Annotated in this window: 13 protein-coding genes and 1 pseudogene; 5 read left to right on the top strand and 9 right to left on the bottom strand. The window is 40.2% G+C overall.

Features of this window, described 5'->3' with window-relative positions; genetic code table 11:
- The first annotated feature begins 10 nt into the window (after window positions 1-10).
- The 3 genes from K1T76_RS13890 (at window position 11) to K1T76_RS13880 (ending at window position 3165) form a co-directional block, all read left to right on the top strand.
- Window positions 11-1210 (top strand): MFS transporter, encoded by a 1200-nt coding sequence (locus K1T76_RS13890; RefSeq protein WP_230245685.1) that lies wholly within the window; start codon window positions 11-13, stop codon window positions 1208-1210.
- Between the two features lie 95 nt (window positions 1211-1305).
- Window positions 1306-2175 (top strand): IS982 family transposase, encoded by an 870-nt coding sequence (locus tag K1T76_RS13885; protein ID WP_078390458.1) that lies wholly within the window; start codon window positions 1306-1308, stop codon window positions 2173-2175.
- 114 nt (window positions 2176-2289) lie between these two features.
- Window positions 2290-3165: an IS982-like element ISAba825 family transposase gene (locus K1T76_RS13880; RefSeq protein WP_000102417.1), complete on the top strand. Its 876-nt coding sequence runs from the start codon at window positions 2290-2292 to the stop codon at window positions 3163-3165.
- Window positions 3166-3249: 84 nt separating this feature from the next.
- On the opposite strand, the gene K1T76_RS13875 is transcribed toward K1T76_RS13880, so the two are convergent.
- From K1T76_RS13875 to K1T76_RS13840, 8 genes and pseudogenes are all read right to left on the bottom strand, one after another.
- Window positions 3250-4302 carry an alcohol dehydrogenase gene (locus tag K1T76_RS13875; RefSeq protein ID WP_078390404.1) on the bottom strand — a complete coding sequence of 351 codons (1053 nt, stop codon included), beginning with the start codon at window positions 4300-4302 and terminating at the stop codon, window positions 3250-3252.
- 70 nt (window positions 4303-4372) lie between these two features.
- Entirely contained in the window at window positions 4373-5809 is a 1437-nt protein-coding gene (locus K1T76_RS13870; RefSeq protein ID WP_078390403.1) for an NAD-dependent succinate-semialdehyde dehydrogenase, read from the bottom strand.
- A gap of 71 nt (window positions 5810-5880) precedes the next feature.
- A complete protein-coding gene (locus K1T76_RS13865; protein ID WP_078390402.1) occupies window positions 5881-6537 on the bottom strand; it encodes a 3-oxoacid CoA-transferase subunit B in 657 nt (218 codons plus the stop codon).
- On the bottom strand, window positions 6537-7205 hold the full coding sequence (locus K1T76_RS13860; RefSeq protein ID WP_078390401.1) for a 3-oxoacid CoA-transferase subunit A: 669 nt from the start codon (window positions 7203-7205) through the stop codon (window positions 6537-6539). Before K1T76_RS13860 ends, K1T76_RS13865 begins: the two co-directional genes overlap by 1 nt.
- Window positions 7206-7257: 52 nt before the next feature.
- A complete protein-coding gene (locus K1T76_RS13855; RefSeq protein WP_078390400.1) occupies window positions 7258-8538 on the bottom strand; it encodes an MFS transporter in 1281 nt (426 codons plus the stop codon).
- A 215-nt stretch (window positions 8539-8753) separates the two neighbouring features.
- On the bottom strand, window positions 8754-9953 hold the full coding sequence (locus K1T76_RS13850) for an acyl-CoA dehydrogenase (protein ID WP_078390399.1): 1200 nt from the start codon (window positions 9951-9953) through the stop codon (window positions 8754-8756).
- A 31-nt stretch (window positions 9954-9984) separates the two neighbouring features.
- Window positions 9985-11139: an acyl-CoA dehydrogenase family protein gene (locus K1T76_RS13845; protein ID WP_078390405.1), complete on the bottom strand. Its 1155-nt coding sequence runs from the start codon at window positions 11137-11139 to the stop codon at window positions 9985-9987.
- A gap of 527 nt (window positions 11140-11666) precedes the next feature.
- A pseudogene (locus K1T76_RS13840) lies at window positions 11667-12541 on the bottom strand (IS982-like element ISAba825 family transposase).
- A gap of 149 nt (window positions 12542-12690) precedes the next feature.
- On the opposite strand from K1T76_RS13840, the gene K1T76_RS13835 reads away from it, so the two are divergent.
- Both K1T76_RS13835 and K1T76_RS13830 read left to right on the top strand, forming a co-directional pair.
- Window positions 12691-13716: an IS30-like element ISAba125 family transposase gene (locus K1T76_RS13835; protein WP_200223545.1), complete on the top strand. Its 1026-nt coding sequence runs from the start codon at window positions 12691-12693 to the stop codon at window positions 13714-13716.
- 78 nt (window positions 13717-13794) lie between these two features.
- Complete coding sequence (locus K1T76_RS13830) at window positions 13795-14631, top strand: IclR family transcriptional regulator (protein WP_078389770.1); 837 nt, start codon at window positions 13795-13797, stop codon at window positions 14629-14631.
- 74 nt (window positions 14632-14705) lie between these two features.
- Here the strand turns inward: K1T76_RS13830 and K1T76_RS13825 are convergent, their stop codons facing one another.
- On the bottom strand, window positions 14706-15557 hold the full coding sequence (locus K1T76_RS13825) for an IclR family transcriptional regulator (RefSeq protein ID WP_078389771.1): 852 nt from the start codon (window positions 15555-15557) through the stop codon (window positions 14706-14708).
- Between the last annotated feature and the right edge of the window lie 63 nt (window positions 15558-15620).

The following is a 15620-nucleotide window of genomic DNA, read 5'->3' as shown; positions in this document are numbered from 1 at the left end:
GGAGACAAGGATGTCAGCCCAAGGGCAAATTTCACGCCGTTTCATGTTCATGATGGCAATGACCTGCGCACTCTGCGCAGGTTGTAACTATTTTAACCAGCCCTTGATTTATTCTATTGCAGAGGATCTGCAGATCAGTGTGGCTCAGTCTGGCTGGACTGTAGTACTGACCCAGATTGGCTATGCCACCGGATTATTTTTGTTTGTCCCTTTGGGTGACTTGTTCGAAAAACGGTTGTATATCTGCAGTTTGATGTTCTGTACCGGATTGGCGCTTATTGGGCTTTCAGCCAGTACCAATCTGCATATGTTGTATGGCTTTACCCTGCTCGCCTCTTTTTGTTCGATCACCACCCAGATTCTGATTCCTTTTGCCGCCAGCCTGTCGCAGCGTGATAAAAGTGCCGAAGTCGTTGGCCTACTCATGAGTGGTGTTCTGGTGGGTATTCTGTTTGCCCGTACCGTGGCCGGACTGATTTCTACTTTATGGTCCTGGCATGCGGTATACCTATTTAGTGGTTGTGCAATTCTTCTGCTAAGTCTGGCCATGTGGTTCCAGTTGCCGAGTGCCAAGAGCCAGTTACAGATGAATATATTGCAAATTTATCGCTCACTATTTACCTTTGCCCGAACAGAACCCATGCTGATCAGGCGTAGTATGATCGGCGGCTTGGGCTTTGGCATGCTGAGTATTATCTTTACTACCATGACTTTTATTCTGGCTGAAGCACCGTATCATTTTAATGATTTCCAGATTGGTCTCATGGGTATTGTGGGGGTGGTCGGCATCTGGTCCTCTCAGTGGACCGGTAAAATGATTGGTAGGCATCGGGAAAAATGGATTGCGCACCTAGCCACATGCGGACTGATTCTAGCCTGGATTCCCTTATTCTTTGCCCAGAATTATTTATGGATTTATATCCTGGGCTTAATTCTGGCTTATTTCGGAATTTCCTGTTTGCATGTCTTGAACCAGAATCTGGTCTATCGAATTTCAATGCAGGCTCGCTCGCGGATTAATGCCATCTATATGACCTGTTATTTTTCAGGTGCCGGTCTGGGGGCATTTTTATCGCTGCATTTATGGAAAATGTATGGCTGGTCAGCCTGTGTTGCATTGGGCTTTGTCTTTGCCTTGCTCATCTTTAGTATTAACCGCTATGACCTAAGCCGCGAACGCAATTTAGCCGATAACCCATTACAGTCTTAATATAACCCGAATCGCGGATAAGAAATTGACTTGAAAAACATGAGGACTAGAGCCATCAGTTGAGTTACCACACAAAACTCACAACTCTAGTCCTGATGTTTAATAGTACCGAATTATTTTGCGTAATTGATGATTTCTTTATTAAATTTGAAGCAACTTATTGGACATTTCTCAAACAGAGTTCTCATTCTGTAAGAATTCGAACTGCCCAACTGACTATCTCGGAAATTAGTTTTATCGCCATTTGGTATAAGTGTTCTCACTTCAATAATTTCAAAGCATTTTTTTCATGGCTGAAACAGGATAAAAGTCATTTATTTAAGAGCTTACCCTGTTATCAACGGATGATTCACCTGATTAATATGCATCAATTAGCACTACATGCTTTACATGTAGCTGTAATGAAAGCTCAACGTAGCCAATATTTATGGATTGATTCAACCACTTTACCTGTCTGTAAAAATCAGCGTATTCAACGCCATAAATCATTATCTAAAATTGCATCTCGTGGTAAAAGCTCAATGGGCTGGTTCTATGGCTGTAAATTACATGTTGTGATGAATCAACTTGGAGAAATAGTTTGTTCAGCATTATCCAACGGACATGTGGCTGACATAAGAATGGTTGAGCATTTAGTTGACGGCTTAGAAGCTAAGCTTTACGCGGATCGTGGCTATATCAGCCAAGATTTAAAAAGTAGGTTGAAATCTCAAGATATTGATTTAATTACTTATCATCGAAAAAACATGCAGGCTATACAACTCTCTGAATCAGATGAATATCATTTGAAACAGCGCAATAAAATAGAAACGTTATTCAGCTTATTGAAAGGTCAATACAATTTGGTGACGAGTAAACCCAGAAGTATGGCAGGCTTTTTAAGTGGGATTTACGCATCTTTATGTGCATATCAACTCACCCATCAAAATAAGCCAAAAATTCAAATTATGAAATCATTGGCTTAAACAGGATTCGGGTTAATATAATCCAAATATACGCCAATCTCAACTTTTTAAGTCATTGAAATAAAAAGGACATAACCTCATTTTAAATCCGTCTATGAAAATAAAATTACAGTTATGTCCACTGAAGAATTTATCATCATTGTCTATTTAATCATAGAGGAAATTTACCCAACTATAGTCTCTGAACCATTAAGAAAACGTGGTTTTCCACCTGCTTTAACCGATATTGAAATTATCACAATGCAAATTGTTGGTGAGTGTCTCAAAATGGATACGGATAAAAGCATATGGATGTTTTTTAAAAACAATTACTTAAGTTGGTTCCCTCATTTAGGTTCATATCCTAACTTTTGTAAGCATTGTGCAAACTTATGGCAAGTTCATCAAAAAATCACAGCCCAATTAACTGCACATTATGGTCAGGATCATATTCATTTTATTGATGGATTTCCTATACCTGTTTGTCGTTATAGTCGAGCAAAAAGACACAAGAATTTCAAAGAACATGCAGGTTTTAGTTATTGTGCTGCACAACAAGAGAAATACTATGGTTTTAAAGGGCATCTTGTAATTAATTTGGAGGGTATGATTACTGGCTATACTTTCGCTCCAGCAAATGTAGATGAGCGTGATGTTGCACCAGAAATCACAGAAAATATTCATGGGTTACTAGGTGCAGATAAAGGTTACTTAAGACCCAGCTTGAAAGAATACTATAAATTTCAGTATGTTGATCTACAAACTCCTTTAAGAAAGAATATGCCGGACTCTAGATCTCAAGAATCAATGAGGTTGCTTATGAGAGCACGAAGGAAAATTGAAACGGTCATTGGTCAATTAACTGATCGCTTTAATATTCAAAAAGTAAGGGCAAGAGATTTATGGCACTTATCGCATCGTTTTATCAGAAAGATTTTGTCACATACGGTCTGCGTCGTTATGAATAAAAAATGTGGTTATTCGCCGATTCAATTTGAAAAGCTTATTTAAAGTTGAGATTGGCGTAAATATATAATTTTTCATTAAAAATGCCCCAGCAAGTGGGGCATTAACACGCAGTCTGATAATTTTCAATCAATGTGTTAAGACTAAACGCCCAATAACTTTGCCTTGCTGTAAATCTACAAAGGCTTGGTTGACCTCATTGATTGAGCGTTTTTGTATAGGAATATGTGGCATTCTGGTCTGAGCAATCAACTCTACCAAAGCTCGTAGCTCCTGAACAGTACCCACATAACTACCTTGGATCGTCAATGGACGCATTGGAATCGTTGGGATAGAAAGATTCACCTCCCCACCCATCAATCCACAGACCACAATATGCGCACCACGTGCTGCACTATTTAAAGCAAAATTTAAACTCGATGAATTCCCGACAAGATCCAGAATCAATCGTGCACCGCCTTGGGTAAATTCCTGTATTTGCTGCACTGCATCCGGTGCAGTGCTATTAATACAATGCAGTGCACCTAATTCTGCTGCAGCATCTAGTTTTTGTGCATCAATATCGACCATGATCGGCGCTTTTGCATTTTGAATTTTAAGTAATTCCAATGCCATTAGACCAAGACCACCTGCGCCAATAATGACCACAGATTCTGTGGCAGTATGTTGACCAAATTTTTGTAAGGCACTGAATGTACTTAATCCTGCACAAGCCAGAGGCGCAGCTTCAGCTGGATCAATTCCTTGAATATCGACTAGATAACGAGTGTGAGGAACAATAATATATTCAGCAAAACCTCCCGGCTTTACAATTCCAAGTTGCTGAGGTTTTATACACAGATTTTCTTCGTCTATTTGGCAATATCGGCATTCACCACAGCCAATCCAGGGATGAACAACAGCTTGCATACCTAACTGGATGTCATCAACCTGATCACCGACTGCAACCACTTCCCCTGCAATTTCATGACTTAAAATAATGGGTGGTTTAACCCCACGATCAGCTAAAGCTAAGCGTTTACCACCGCCCAAGTCATAATAACCATCCCATAAATGTAAATCGGTATGACATAAACCCGCAGCTTGGACTTTAATCAGTACTTCAGTACCTTGTGGTTGAGGAATTTCTCTTTCAATTCGCTCTAAAGGCGTACCATGTTCATTGACGCAATAACAATGCATTATTTATTCCCTGTTTCTTATTTCTATTAGATGAGCCACGCACTTCTTGTACAGGCCTATTTCATATTGCTTAACGACGTGAAGCTACTGTCACTAAACGTGTATCCAGATACGATTCAATTGCTTCGCTACCACCTTCGGTTCCATAGCCAGAATCTTTGAGACCGCCAAAAGGTAATTCAGGGAATCCTAGTCCCACATGGTTGATGGTAAGCATGCCACTTGCAATATCACGTGCTAAATTGAGACAGGTGCTGTTACTCTCTGTATATGCATATGCAGCAAGTCCATAGTTCAAGCGATTCGCTTCTGTTACCGCTTCATCATATGATTCAAAAGGAATACATATGGCCAGTGGACCAAATGGCTCTTGATCCATACAAGCTGCTGTCAGCGGTACATCCTTTATAATAGTCGGTTCAATAAAATAGCCTGGGCCTTCAAGTGTTTGACCACCACACACCAATTCCGCACCTTCTTGAAGCGCATTCTGAATCGTTTTCTGGATATTCTGATAAGCCCTTTCATGAATCATCGGACCAACGTCTACATTATCATCTAGACCATGACCGACTTTTAGCTGGCTAACTTCATTTTTCAATTTTTCAACGAAATCTTCATACACCGCTTTCTCAATTAAAAAACGTGTCGGCGCAATACATACTTGACCTGCATTACGAAATTTTGCTGCAGCCATTTCTTTTGCTGCAAGGTCTAGATTGGCATCTTTAAAGATTAATACAGGTGCATGACCACCCAACTCCATGGTCGTTTTTTTCATATGCTTACCCGCAAGGGCAGCCAATTGTTTACCTACGACCGTTGAGCCAGTAAATGATATTTTTTGAATCGCAGGGTGAGGAATCAAATATTCTGAAATTTCTGCAGGTTCACCATAGACTAAATTAATCACACCAGCAGGAATGCCTGCATCATGAAAAGCCTGGACAAGTTGAGCTGGTGAAGCAGGTGTCTCTTCAGGTCCTTTGACAATAATGGCACAGCCGGCTGCTACTGCAGCAGATAATTTACGCACGACCTGGTTAATAGGAAAGTTCCAAGGCGTGAAGGCAGCCACAATACCAACCGGTGTTTTAATCGTATAGCTATGTACATCCCTTTGTCTTGACGGAATAACTTGCCCATAACTACGAATTGCTTCACCTGAAAACCATTCAATGATGTCTGCAGCAGACAAAACTTCCATTTTGGCCTGTTTTAGCGGCTTGCCCTGCTCCAAGCTCATCAATTCTGCAATGTGTGCTGCCCGTTCTCTTAATAAAATAGCAGCCTTTTGCATAATTTTAGCGCGTTGCTGTGCTGGTGTATTTTTCCAGATTTCAAAACCGGATTGAGCAGCCTGAACTGCCTGTTCTACATCGTCAAGGGATGCTTTGGCTACATGGCCAATTTCTTTTTCAGTGGCCGGATTAATCACAGCAAGCGTTTGTTGTTGAATACTGTCACGCCATTGACCAGCAATATACAATTGTGTGTTTTGATACATATTTTTTCCTATAGTTATAGAAGCAACTTCCTGTTGCTTCTTATTTTACTCATGTAATATTTAAATGAAAATTATCTTTTTACTCGCGCATCAATTAAGGTACAACCTGTTTGTTGCTGTAAGTCTTCAAAACTTAAACCTTCAACAATTTCAGTAACAAGCGCCTGCCCATCTTTTAATTCAATCACGCACAAATCGGTATAAATGCGGTCAACGCAGTTTTTACCAGTAATTGGATAAGTCAGCTCTTCAACAATTCGGGGTTCGCCATTTTTAGTGACATGTTCCATGCAAACATAGACACAGCGAGCACCAACCGCGAGGTCCATTGCCCCACCCACCGCTGGAACTGCATCCAGTGCACCAGTATGCCAGTTAGCGAGATCACCATTCACGGCAACCTGAAAGGCGCCCATAATACAGAAATCTAAATGGCCGCCACGCATAATATCGAAGGAATCTGCAGAGTTCATAAAACTGCCGCCATCGAGCATGCTGACCAGTTCTTTACCGGCATTAATTAGATCATCATCAGCAAGTTCGGGATCGGTTAAAGCGGTAAAACCCAGAACGCCATTTTCAGAATGCAGGACAATATCTTGTTCAGGTTTTAAATAACCGGCAACGCGTGTTGGTAAGCCAATACCTAAATTCACATAAGAACTGGTCGGAATATCTTGTGCAACTTTTTCTACAATTTGTTCACGTGTACGTTTTTGAATAGTCATTATTTGATATCTCCTACCTTCACCACATGCTGCACAAAAATACCCGGCGTCACGATAATCTCTGGATCAAGCTCGCCTAGCTCCACAATTTCATGTACCTGAGCAATGGTGGTTTTGGCTGCTTTTGCCATTAATGGGCCAAAATTTCGCGCTGCTTTACGGTAGGTTAAGTTGCCCCATTGATCAGCCTGATTGCCATAAACCAAGGCATAGTCGGCATGAATTGGATATTCCAGCACATAATCCTTACCATTGATATGGCGGGTTTCCTTACCTTCGGCAATTTTGGTTCCAAAACCTGTTGGAGTAAAAATAGCGCCCAGACCTGCACCCGCTGCCTGGATACGGCAAGCCAGATTGCCTTGTGGAACCAATTCTAACTCAACCTTTCCTGCTTTATACAGCTCTTCAAAAACCTTGGAATTATTGGCACGAGGAAATGAACAGATCATTTTCTTCACCAGTCCTGACAATAACAGGTTGGTTAGGCCACGGTCACCAGAAGCAGCATTATTATTGATAATGGTCAGATCTTTAGGACCAATATCAATCAATGCTTCAATCAGTTCGATTGGCTGTCCTGCCAGGCCGAAGCCACTTGTCATAATATGCGCACCGTCTGGAATTTGCTTCAGTACGGTCTCGATATCCTGTGTAATTTTATTCATTCTATTGCTTCCTAGCTTTTAACCTGTCGCTATAAAATATTTGATCTGCAAATTAGTCAGCTTTTTGTGGGTCAAATAAACGGTTTTTAATGAAAATGGCTGGGATCAGGCCACAAACAAAATAAGCCACACTCATAATCAGTAGACCTGTACCAATTGAGCCGCCCTGAGCAAAATAGCCAATCGTTACGGGTGCTAATACTGCGCCTAAACGGCCAATGTTATAAGCTCCACCTGTTGCTGTACCACGGACTTTAGTAGAGAAACTTTCAGTCATATAAGTCGCGTTAATGCCATATGGAATACCGTAAAGGAATCCAAAAAACAGCATCAGCCATAAGATGTTGTCCGGTGTGTTGCCAAAGACAATAATTGGAATAAAGATTGCGGTGCCCATCGTACCGAAAGCAAATACAGCACGACGACCAATTTTATCTGCAATAATACCCGCGATCACTTTGGTACACATCATGATCAGGAAAGTACCAATCATATAGGTGGTCATTTCTTTAAACTTGATGCCAAGATCTGATTCCAAATAAGCCGGTAACCAGTTACTCACACCATAATAACCAAACTGCAAGAATGCAGTACTAAACGACCAGAGAATGAACATGCGACGGCTTAAAGCATCTGCAAAAATCATCTTGAATGTATTCTTTGGTTTTTCCTGCACCACGCCGCTGGCTTTAGCTGCCAAACGTTCTTGACGGGCTTTTAACCAGGCTTGTGGCTCTGGTACCAAGAAGAACATACCAATAGCAAGAACAATCGGGATAATCGCAATATAATAAAGGTAGCGCCAGCCTAGTTCTGGAAGCAACCATCCTGCAAGAACAGTTGCTACTACTGAACCAAGTGTCCAGCCTGTCATCAAAGCTGCGAGTACAGTAGAACGATACTTGGTTGGAACATATTCAGCCATCAGGGTATTACAGGCAATATATAAAGCCCCTAAACCAATAGATGAGAAGAATCTTAACCACTTAAACTCATCATAGCTTTGCGTAAAGCCTAACCAGAAGGTCAATGAAGAGAACAAGACGATTGCAATCACAATCACCCGAACTCGCCCGAAGCGGTCACATGCCCAGCCACCAAAAAAGCCACCAATAGCCATACCAGCGAGCGTCCAACTACCGAGCGCACCGGCCTGAATACTACTGAGTGAAAACTCTTGTTTGAGACTGGTTAAACTGTAGGCGAGTAATGCAAGATCTGCCCCATCCACCAGCAATGCCAGAAATGAGAATATAAAAGCCAGAATCCAGACCTTTTTTTTGGGCATATTTTCTTCTGGTAGATTGTTTGGTTGTGAACTGAGCGTATCCATAATTTCCTTTACACTTTGCTGGCACTCCTGTGCCTTTAAAATTTATATTTCACCTAATTATTTAAATGAAATATTGAATATTTGATCATGATTTAATTTGCTTGTAGCTATGTAGTGTATTCAAATATGTTCTAGAAAGCTGAGTTAAGCCGCGAATTAAATGAAGACTGAAAAACCAAACTAGCCAGCAATGCTGGCTAGAGGTTTATCTCAATTTAATTAGAAAATGCTGCAATTCCAGTTTGTGCCCGGCCAAGAATCAGTGCGTGTACATCATGGGTACCTTCATAAGTGTTGACCACTTCTAAATTCACCAAATGACGCGCAACACCAAATTCATCAGAAATACCGTTACCACCCATCATGTCACGGGCAACACGAGCAATATCCAATGCTTTACCACAGTTGTTACGTTTAATCAGTGAAGTTCCTTCTACTGAAGCAATACCTTCATCTTTCATACGACCGAAACGTAAAGCCACTTGCAGACCTAGCGCAATTTCAGTTTGCATATCCGCTAGTTTTTTCTGAACTAGCTGGTTAGCAGCCAATGGACGGCCAAACTGTTTACGATCCATAGTATATTGATGCGCTGTATGCCAGCAGAATTCAGCTGCGCCCATCGCACCCCAGGCAATGCCATAACGCGCACTGTTTAGACAGGTAAATGGACCACGCAAGCCACGGATTTCCGGAAAAGCGTTTTCTTCTGGTACAAATACATTATCCATGACAATTTCACCGGTAATTGAAGCACGTAAGCCTACCTTACCGTGAATCGCTGGTGCAGATAAACCTTCCCAGCCTTTTTCCAGAATAAAGCCGCGAATATCACCAACATTGCCTTCAGGAGAAACTTCTTTTGCCCATACTACAAATACATCGGCGATCGGACTGTTGGTAATCCACATTTTCGCGCCAGTCAGACGGTAACCACCATCCACTTTCTTAGCACGAGTAATCATACTACCTGGATCAGAACCATGATCCGGTTCAGTCAGACCGAAACAGCCAATGTATTCACCTGTGGCAAGCTTCGGCAGATACTTCTGTTTTTGTTCTTCAGAACCAAATTCATTGATGGGTACCATCACCAGAGAGCTTTGCACGCTGGCCATTGAACGGTAACCAGAATCAACGCGTTCAACTTCACGAGCAATCAGGCCATAGCTAACATAATTTAAACCAGCACCACCGTACTGCTCTGGAATCGTTGGTCCCAGTAAGCCAAGCTCACCCATTTCACGGAATATGGTCGGATCAGTTTTTTCATGACGGAACTGCTCCAAAACACGTGGTTGAAGTTTACCCTGACAGTAAGCTCGCGCAGACTCCATGATCATGCGCTCTTCTTCATTCAGTTGTTGCTCTAACAAAAATGGGTCTTGCCAGTTAAATCTAATTTTTGTACTCATTTTAATATTCCCAATTATTCAAATTTAATCGTTAAGCAGTAGCTTGTTTAATCAGTTCACGCGCAATAATAATTTGCTGGATTTGGGTTGTACCTTCATACAAACGGAATAAACGTACATCACGGTAGAAACGTTCAATTGAGTATTCGCTGATGTAACCAGCACCACCGTGAATTTGTAGACAACGATCCGCTACACGGCCACACATTTCAGTGGCAAACATTTTCGCGCATGAAGATTCAGTCGTCACATTTTTACCTGCATCACGAAGTCGTGCCGCATCTAGGACCATACATTTGGCTGCATAAATCTCAGCTTTAGAGTCTGCCAACATGCCTTGAATTAACTGGAAATTAGCAATCGGTTGACCGAACTGTTTACGCTCAACTGCATAATTCAAAGCATCTTCCAGCATACGCTCTGCCATACCAACGCTATAACCGGCAATGTGCAAACGGCCTTTATCCAGTACGCGCATCGCAGTTTTAAAGCCAATCCCTTCAACACCACCGATCAGCTGATCTTTATGAACCTTGCAGTTGTCAAAAATCACGTCACAGGTATAAGAACCGTGCTGGCCCATTTTCTTATCAATTTTGCCAAGACTTAGTCCTGGTGTACCCGCTTCTACCAAAAATGCAGAAATGCCGCTTGCGCCTTTGATCTCAGGATTAGTACGTGCCATTACTGTGAATGTTGTTGCGCGTGGCGCATTGGTAATAAAGCGCTTGGTACCATTTAAAATGTAGTAATCACCGTCCTTGACTGCGCTGGTTTTTAAAGATGCAGCATCTGAACCTGAATCTGGCTCAGTTAAGCAGAAAGAACCAATGATTTCGCCAGTCGCATAACGCGGTAAATATTTCTGTTTTTGCTCTTCCGTACCGTCAATGACGATCCCGCTTGAACCAATGCCGTTGTTGGTACCAATCAAAGAACGAAACGCAGCAGATGTGCGGCCTAGTTCCATCGCGACAAGAATTTCTTCTTCCATGGTAATGCCTAAACCACCATATTCTTCTGGAATCGTCAGACCAAACAGACCCAATTCTTTCATCTGTTCTACAATACGTTCAGGAATCGCATTTTTTTCTTCAACTTCATGCTCTAAAGGTACTAGCTCATTTTTTACGAAGTCACGAATTGTAGATAGTAGCTGTTCAAGCATTTCCGGGTCACGGATCATATGAATCTCCATTTATTTAATATCGGTAAATTCCTTTACCGTAATTTTTAGTTTCGTATAACGAAATAAATAATCATAAAAATCCGTTTTGAGCAAGGAAAATCGTCAAAAAATTTTGTTTTTTTCAAAAAAATAAAAAAATTCTGGTCATAAGCTAAAAATTTGTTTAGAATTTTATTTCACAATACGAAATTTTTTAATTATTTTTGTAGAAAATAAGAGTAAAAAGTACACTGAGAAATTTTATTCTAATCTTTATAAAGCAGAAAATCACTTTAGAAAATTCTATCCAGTTCATCGAATTTTGATAGATATTTGGCTATTATTTATATTTATTTTGAATAGCTGATGAGTTGTTTTTCCTCTGTAGGAATTTAAATTTTCTTAAGATTCTTAAAAATCTTATTTGCTTATAAGGATGAAAAATGTTGTATTGTTTTTTAGCTGAATAGCACCAATTGAACTAAATACAGATAAAACTGGTAGTTTCTTACTTATTTTTATCGTTAATAACGCCAATCTCAACTTTAAATAAGCTTTTCAAATTGAATCGGCGAATAACCACATTTTTATTCATAACGACGCAGACCGTATGTGACAAAATCTTTCTGATAAAACGATGCGATAAGTGCCATAAATCTCTTGCCCTTACTTTTTGAATATTAAAGCGATCAGTTAATTGACCAATGACCGTTTCAATTTTCCTTCGTGCTCTCATAAGCAACCTCATTGATTCTTGAGATCTAGAGTCCGGCATATTCTTTCTTAAAGGAGTTTGTAGATCAACATACTGAAATTTATAGTATTCTTTCAAGCTGGGTCTTAAGTAACCTTTATCTGCACCTAGTAACCCATGAATATTTTCTGTGATTTCTGGTGCAACATCACGCTCATCTACATTTGCTGGAGCGAAAGTATAGCCAGTAATCATACCCTCCAAATTAATTACAAGATGCCCTTTAAAACCATAGTATTTCTCTTGTTGTGCAGCACAATAACTAAAACCTGCATGTTCTTTGAAATTCTTGTGTCTTTTTGCTCGACTATAACGACAAACAGGTATAGGAAATCCATCAATAAAATGAATATGATCCTGACCATAATGTGCAGTTAATTGGGCTGTGATTTTTTGATGAACTTGCCATAAGTTTGCACAATGCTTACAAAAGTTAGGATATGAACCTAAATGAGGGAACCAACTTAAGTAATTGTTTTTAAAAAACATCCATATGCTTTTATCCGTATCCATTTTGAGACACTCACCAACAATTTGCATTGTGATAATTTCAATATCGGTTAAAGCAGGTGGAAAACCACGTTTTCTTAATGGTTCAGAGACTATAGTTGGGTAAATTTCCTCTATGATTAAATAGACAATGATGATAAATTCTTCAGTGGACATAACTGTAATTTTATTTTCATAGACGGATTTAAAATGAGGTTATGTCCTTTTTATTTCAATGACTTAAAAAGTTGAGATTGGCGTGTTAATAGAAGGGCAGAGTAAAACTTGAAGTGCGACATAAACCACCTAATTAATTTAAAGGGTTTATGGAGTATATAAAATTGTCATACCATCATCTTAACTTTGAAGATCGTACTGCATTAATGCTTGAGTCAAGAAAAGAAGGCTTTTCAGCCAGAAAATTTGCTGAACTCATTAAAAGACATCCTAGTACGATCTATCGTGAGCTTAAAAGAAATAGCATCAATGACGTTTATCAAGCTCAATATGCTTCTGATAACACCTTCGCTAGACGTAGACGTGGTCACAGAAAACTCAAAATCGATTCAATCCTCTGGAAATTTATTGTTGAAGCGATCCGTTGTTTATGGTCTCCTCAGCAAATAGCAAAGCGTTTAAAGACATTTCCTGATTTGGATCAAACAATGAATGTAAGCCATACAACGATTTATTCAACGATACGAGCATTACCAAAGGGTGAGTTGAAAAAAGACTTATTATCCTGTCTGCGTCATGAAAATAAAAAGCGAAAAGCTAACGGTGAACCTAAAAAAGATTCTATATTACAGGATATTAAAACTATTCATGAGCGCCCAGCCGAAGTTCAAGAAAGAAAAATACCGGGTCATTGGGAAGCTGATTTAATTAAAGGTAAAGACAATAAAAGTTCGATAACAACACTTATTGAACGAAATACACGGCTCTGTATCTTGGCAACATTACCTGATGCAAAGGCAGAATCAGTGCGCAAGGCTTTAACTGAAGCTCTGAAATATTTACCTGCAGAACTGCGTAAAACGTTGACCTATGACCGTGGACGCGAGATGGCAGAACATAAAATACTTGAAGAAGATTTAGGCATAGATGTATATTTCTGTGACCCACATTCACCCTGGCAAAAAGGCACATGCGAAAATATGAATGGTTTAATTAGGCAATATTTACCTAAAGGGATTGATTTAAATCAGGCAGATCAGCATTATTTAAATCAAGTTGCCATGTCACTGAATACTCGTCCTAGAAAAGCGTTAGATTGGCTTACACCATTAGAGAAATTTGCTCAGCTTGTTGATTATCATAAGACTTTTCAAACTGTCGCACCTCATGTTTGAATTCGCCAAGTGTTTTATTTTGTATCGTGAAATTTAATTGCTATCATATTTATTAATTTACCTTTAATTACTCTGACCATGACAAAAAATAAAACTGGCGAAATTCCCAATTTTGATGAGATCCGTTTAGATCCGATTTCTCATATTCATAGAGAAAATAATCCTCAATTTATCGCATCTATTGCGCGTGGATTAGAAATTCTGAGATGTTTCTCAGCAACCAATCAATTACTGGGCAACCAGGAAATTGCACAGCTAACCAATTTACCAAAGCCAACCGTAGCGCGGATTACGAGCACATTGGTGTCTTTGGGTTATTTAAAACAGCTTCCGAATACCACGAAATATCTGTTAGATGTTGGTGTTTTAGCCTTGGGTTATGCTGCTTTAAGCAATATTTCTGCACGTACCCAAGCCTATCCATTCATGGAGGAAATGTCACGTTATGCGCAAGCGCCTGTTGCAATGGCAACACGTGACCGCTTAAGTATGATCTATCTAGAAGTAGTACATACAGAGTCAACACTCACTATGCGACGTCCTGTCGGTTCGACCTTGCCACTACATAGCAGTGCCATGGGACGTGCCTGTTTGGCTGCGATGGAAGTCAAAGAGCGTGAATATTTATTTGATGCCATCAAGAAAAGAAATGAAGATCAATGGCCGACGATAAAACGCAATCTGGAACGCGCGATCCGTGATTATCAGGATTATGGTTATTGTCTATCACTAGGTGATTGGGCGAAAGATGTCAATTCTGTGGCGGTCCCAATGATTCATCCAAAGCATGGTCTACTGGTCTTTAACTGTGGTGCACCGACTTACTTGTTAAATCAGGAAAAGTTGGAAAATGAAATTGGTCCCCGCCTGATTCATATGGTCAATAATATTTCTTTAAGCATGAATAATATGTAGCAATATTAGCAATGAAAAGGACGACCTCGGTCGTCCTTTTTTATTTTTCTATAATCAAATAATAATCTGGAATTTCACCCTAACTCATTTCTAATATTGTTCACCATATGCAATAAGCGTGGTGCAATATCATTTTTGATTTTTTCTTCATTCAACAGAAAACTTGGACCACCGCAGTTAAAGACCAGTAGACCATGCTGTTCATGGACAAAAGGAACTGCGACCGAATTCACATCCTTATGCCATTCACCGATTGAAAAGCAGAAACCATATTCCTGATAGTCTTTAAATGACTTCTCCAGATCTTTTTGGATCTGTGGCCATTCTTCAGCATGTTTACGGCGAATCGCATCCAATAAGAAATCACGCTCATCTTCTGGCATTGCAGCCAGACAGGCACGCCCCATTGAGCTTAAATGAATCGGTAAATGCGTCCCCACTTGACGACGCATGGTGACGTTCCCCTTGCCCTGTACCACATCCAGATAAATCATGTTTAGACGGTCGCGGGTTGCCATCGCCACAGCAGCTTCAGCATAGTCCGCCAGATTTTTCATTAATGGATGAGCAACCGATCGCAAGGATAAATTCGACAGCATCGAATAACCAAAAGACAGTACGCCGACTGAGAGCTGAAATTTGCTCGAATTCGGAACCTGCTTTAAATATCCTAAACGGGACAAAGTATGAGTTAAACGGGTAATCGTCGGTTTAGGTAAGCCTGTCATTTGCGACAGTTCCTGATTTCCCAGATGCTGATGTTTTGGACTAAAGCAGCGCAGTAATTCCAGACCACGTGCTAAAGCTGTAATAAATTGACGGTCATTTTCATCCTGCATGTCTTCGATCGGATGCAATAACTCATGACGTAAAGGCGCAATTAATTTTTCTTCCGACTGATCGGTTTCAGGTACATCATCAGACATGTCTTCACCGTCCTTCAATTTCATAATAAGTGTTTCGCATTGCGAAATTATAAATAATTATCT

Origin of the sequence: Acinetobacter sp. PW68 (assembly GCF_020982655.1) — a bacterium.
Classification (GTDB): Bacteria; Pseudomonadota; Gammaproteobacteria; order Pseudomonadales; family Moraxellaceae; genus Acinetobacter; species Acinetobacter towneri_A.
This window is presented reverse-complemented; position numbering and strand designations above follow the sequence as displayed.

Coding starts and splice junctions, on each gene's coding strand:
- K1T76_RS13890 (WP_230245685.1), top strand. CDS start 11: ATGTCAGCCCAAGGGCAAATTTCACGCCGTTTCATGTTCATGATGGCA.
- K1T76_RS13850 (WP_078390399.1), bottom strand. CDS start 9,953: ATGAGTACAAAAATTAGATTTAACTGGCAAGACCCATTTTTGTTAGAG.
- K1T76_RS13855 (WP_078390400.1), bottom strand. CDS start 8,538: ATGGATACGCTCAGTTCACAACCAAACAATCTACCAGAAGAAAATATG.
- K1T76_RS13880 (WP_000102417.1), top strand. CDS start 2,290: ATGTCCACTGAAGAATTTATCATCATTGTCTATTTAATCATAGAGGAA.
- K1T76_RS13830 (WP_078389770.1), top strand. CDS start 13,795: ATGACAAAAAATAAAACTGGCGAAATTCCCAATTTTGATGAGATCCGT.
- K1T76_RS13835 (WP_200223545.1), top strand. CDS start 12,691: ATGGAGTATATAAAATTGTCATACCATCATCTTAACTTTGAAGATCGT.
- K1T76_RS13865 (WP_078390402.1), bottom strand. CDS start 6,537: ATGACTATTCAAAAACGTACACGTGAACAAATTGTAGAAAAAGTTGCA.
- K1T76_RS13885 (WP_078390458.1), top strand. CDS start 1,306: ATGTTTAATAGTACCGAATTATTTTGCGTAATTGATGATTTCTTTATT.
- K1T76_RS13825 (WP_078389771.1), bottom strand. CDS start 15,557: ATGTCTGATGATGTACCTGAAACCGATCAGTCGGAAGAAAAATTAATT.
- K1T76_RS13860 (WP_078390401.1), bottom strand. CDS start 7,205: ATGAATAAAATTACACAGGATATCGAGACCGTACTGAAGCAAATTCCA.
- K1T76_RS13870 (WP_078390403.1), bottom strand. CDS start 5,809: ATGTATCAAAACACACAATTGTATATTGCTGGTCAATGGCGTGACAGT.
- K1T76_RS13875 (WP_078390404.1), bottom strand. CDS start 4,302: ATGCATTGTTATTGCGTCAATGAACATGGTACGCCTTTAGAGCGAATT.
- K1T76_RS13845 (WP_078390405.1), bottom strand. CDS start 11,139: ATGATCCGTGACCCGGAAATGCTTGAACAGCTACTATCTACAATTCGT.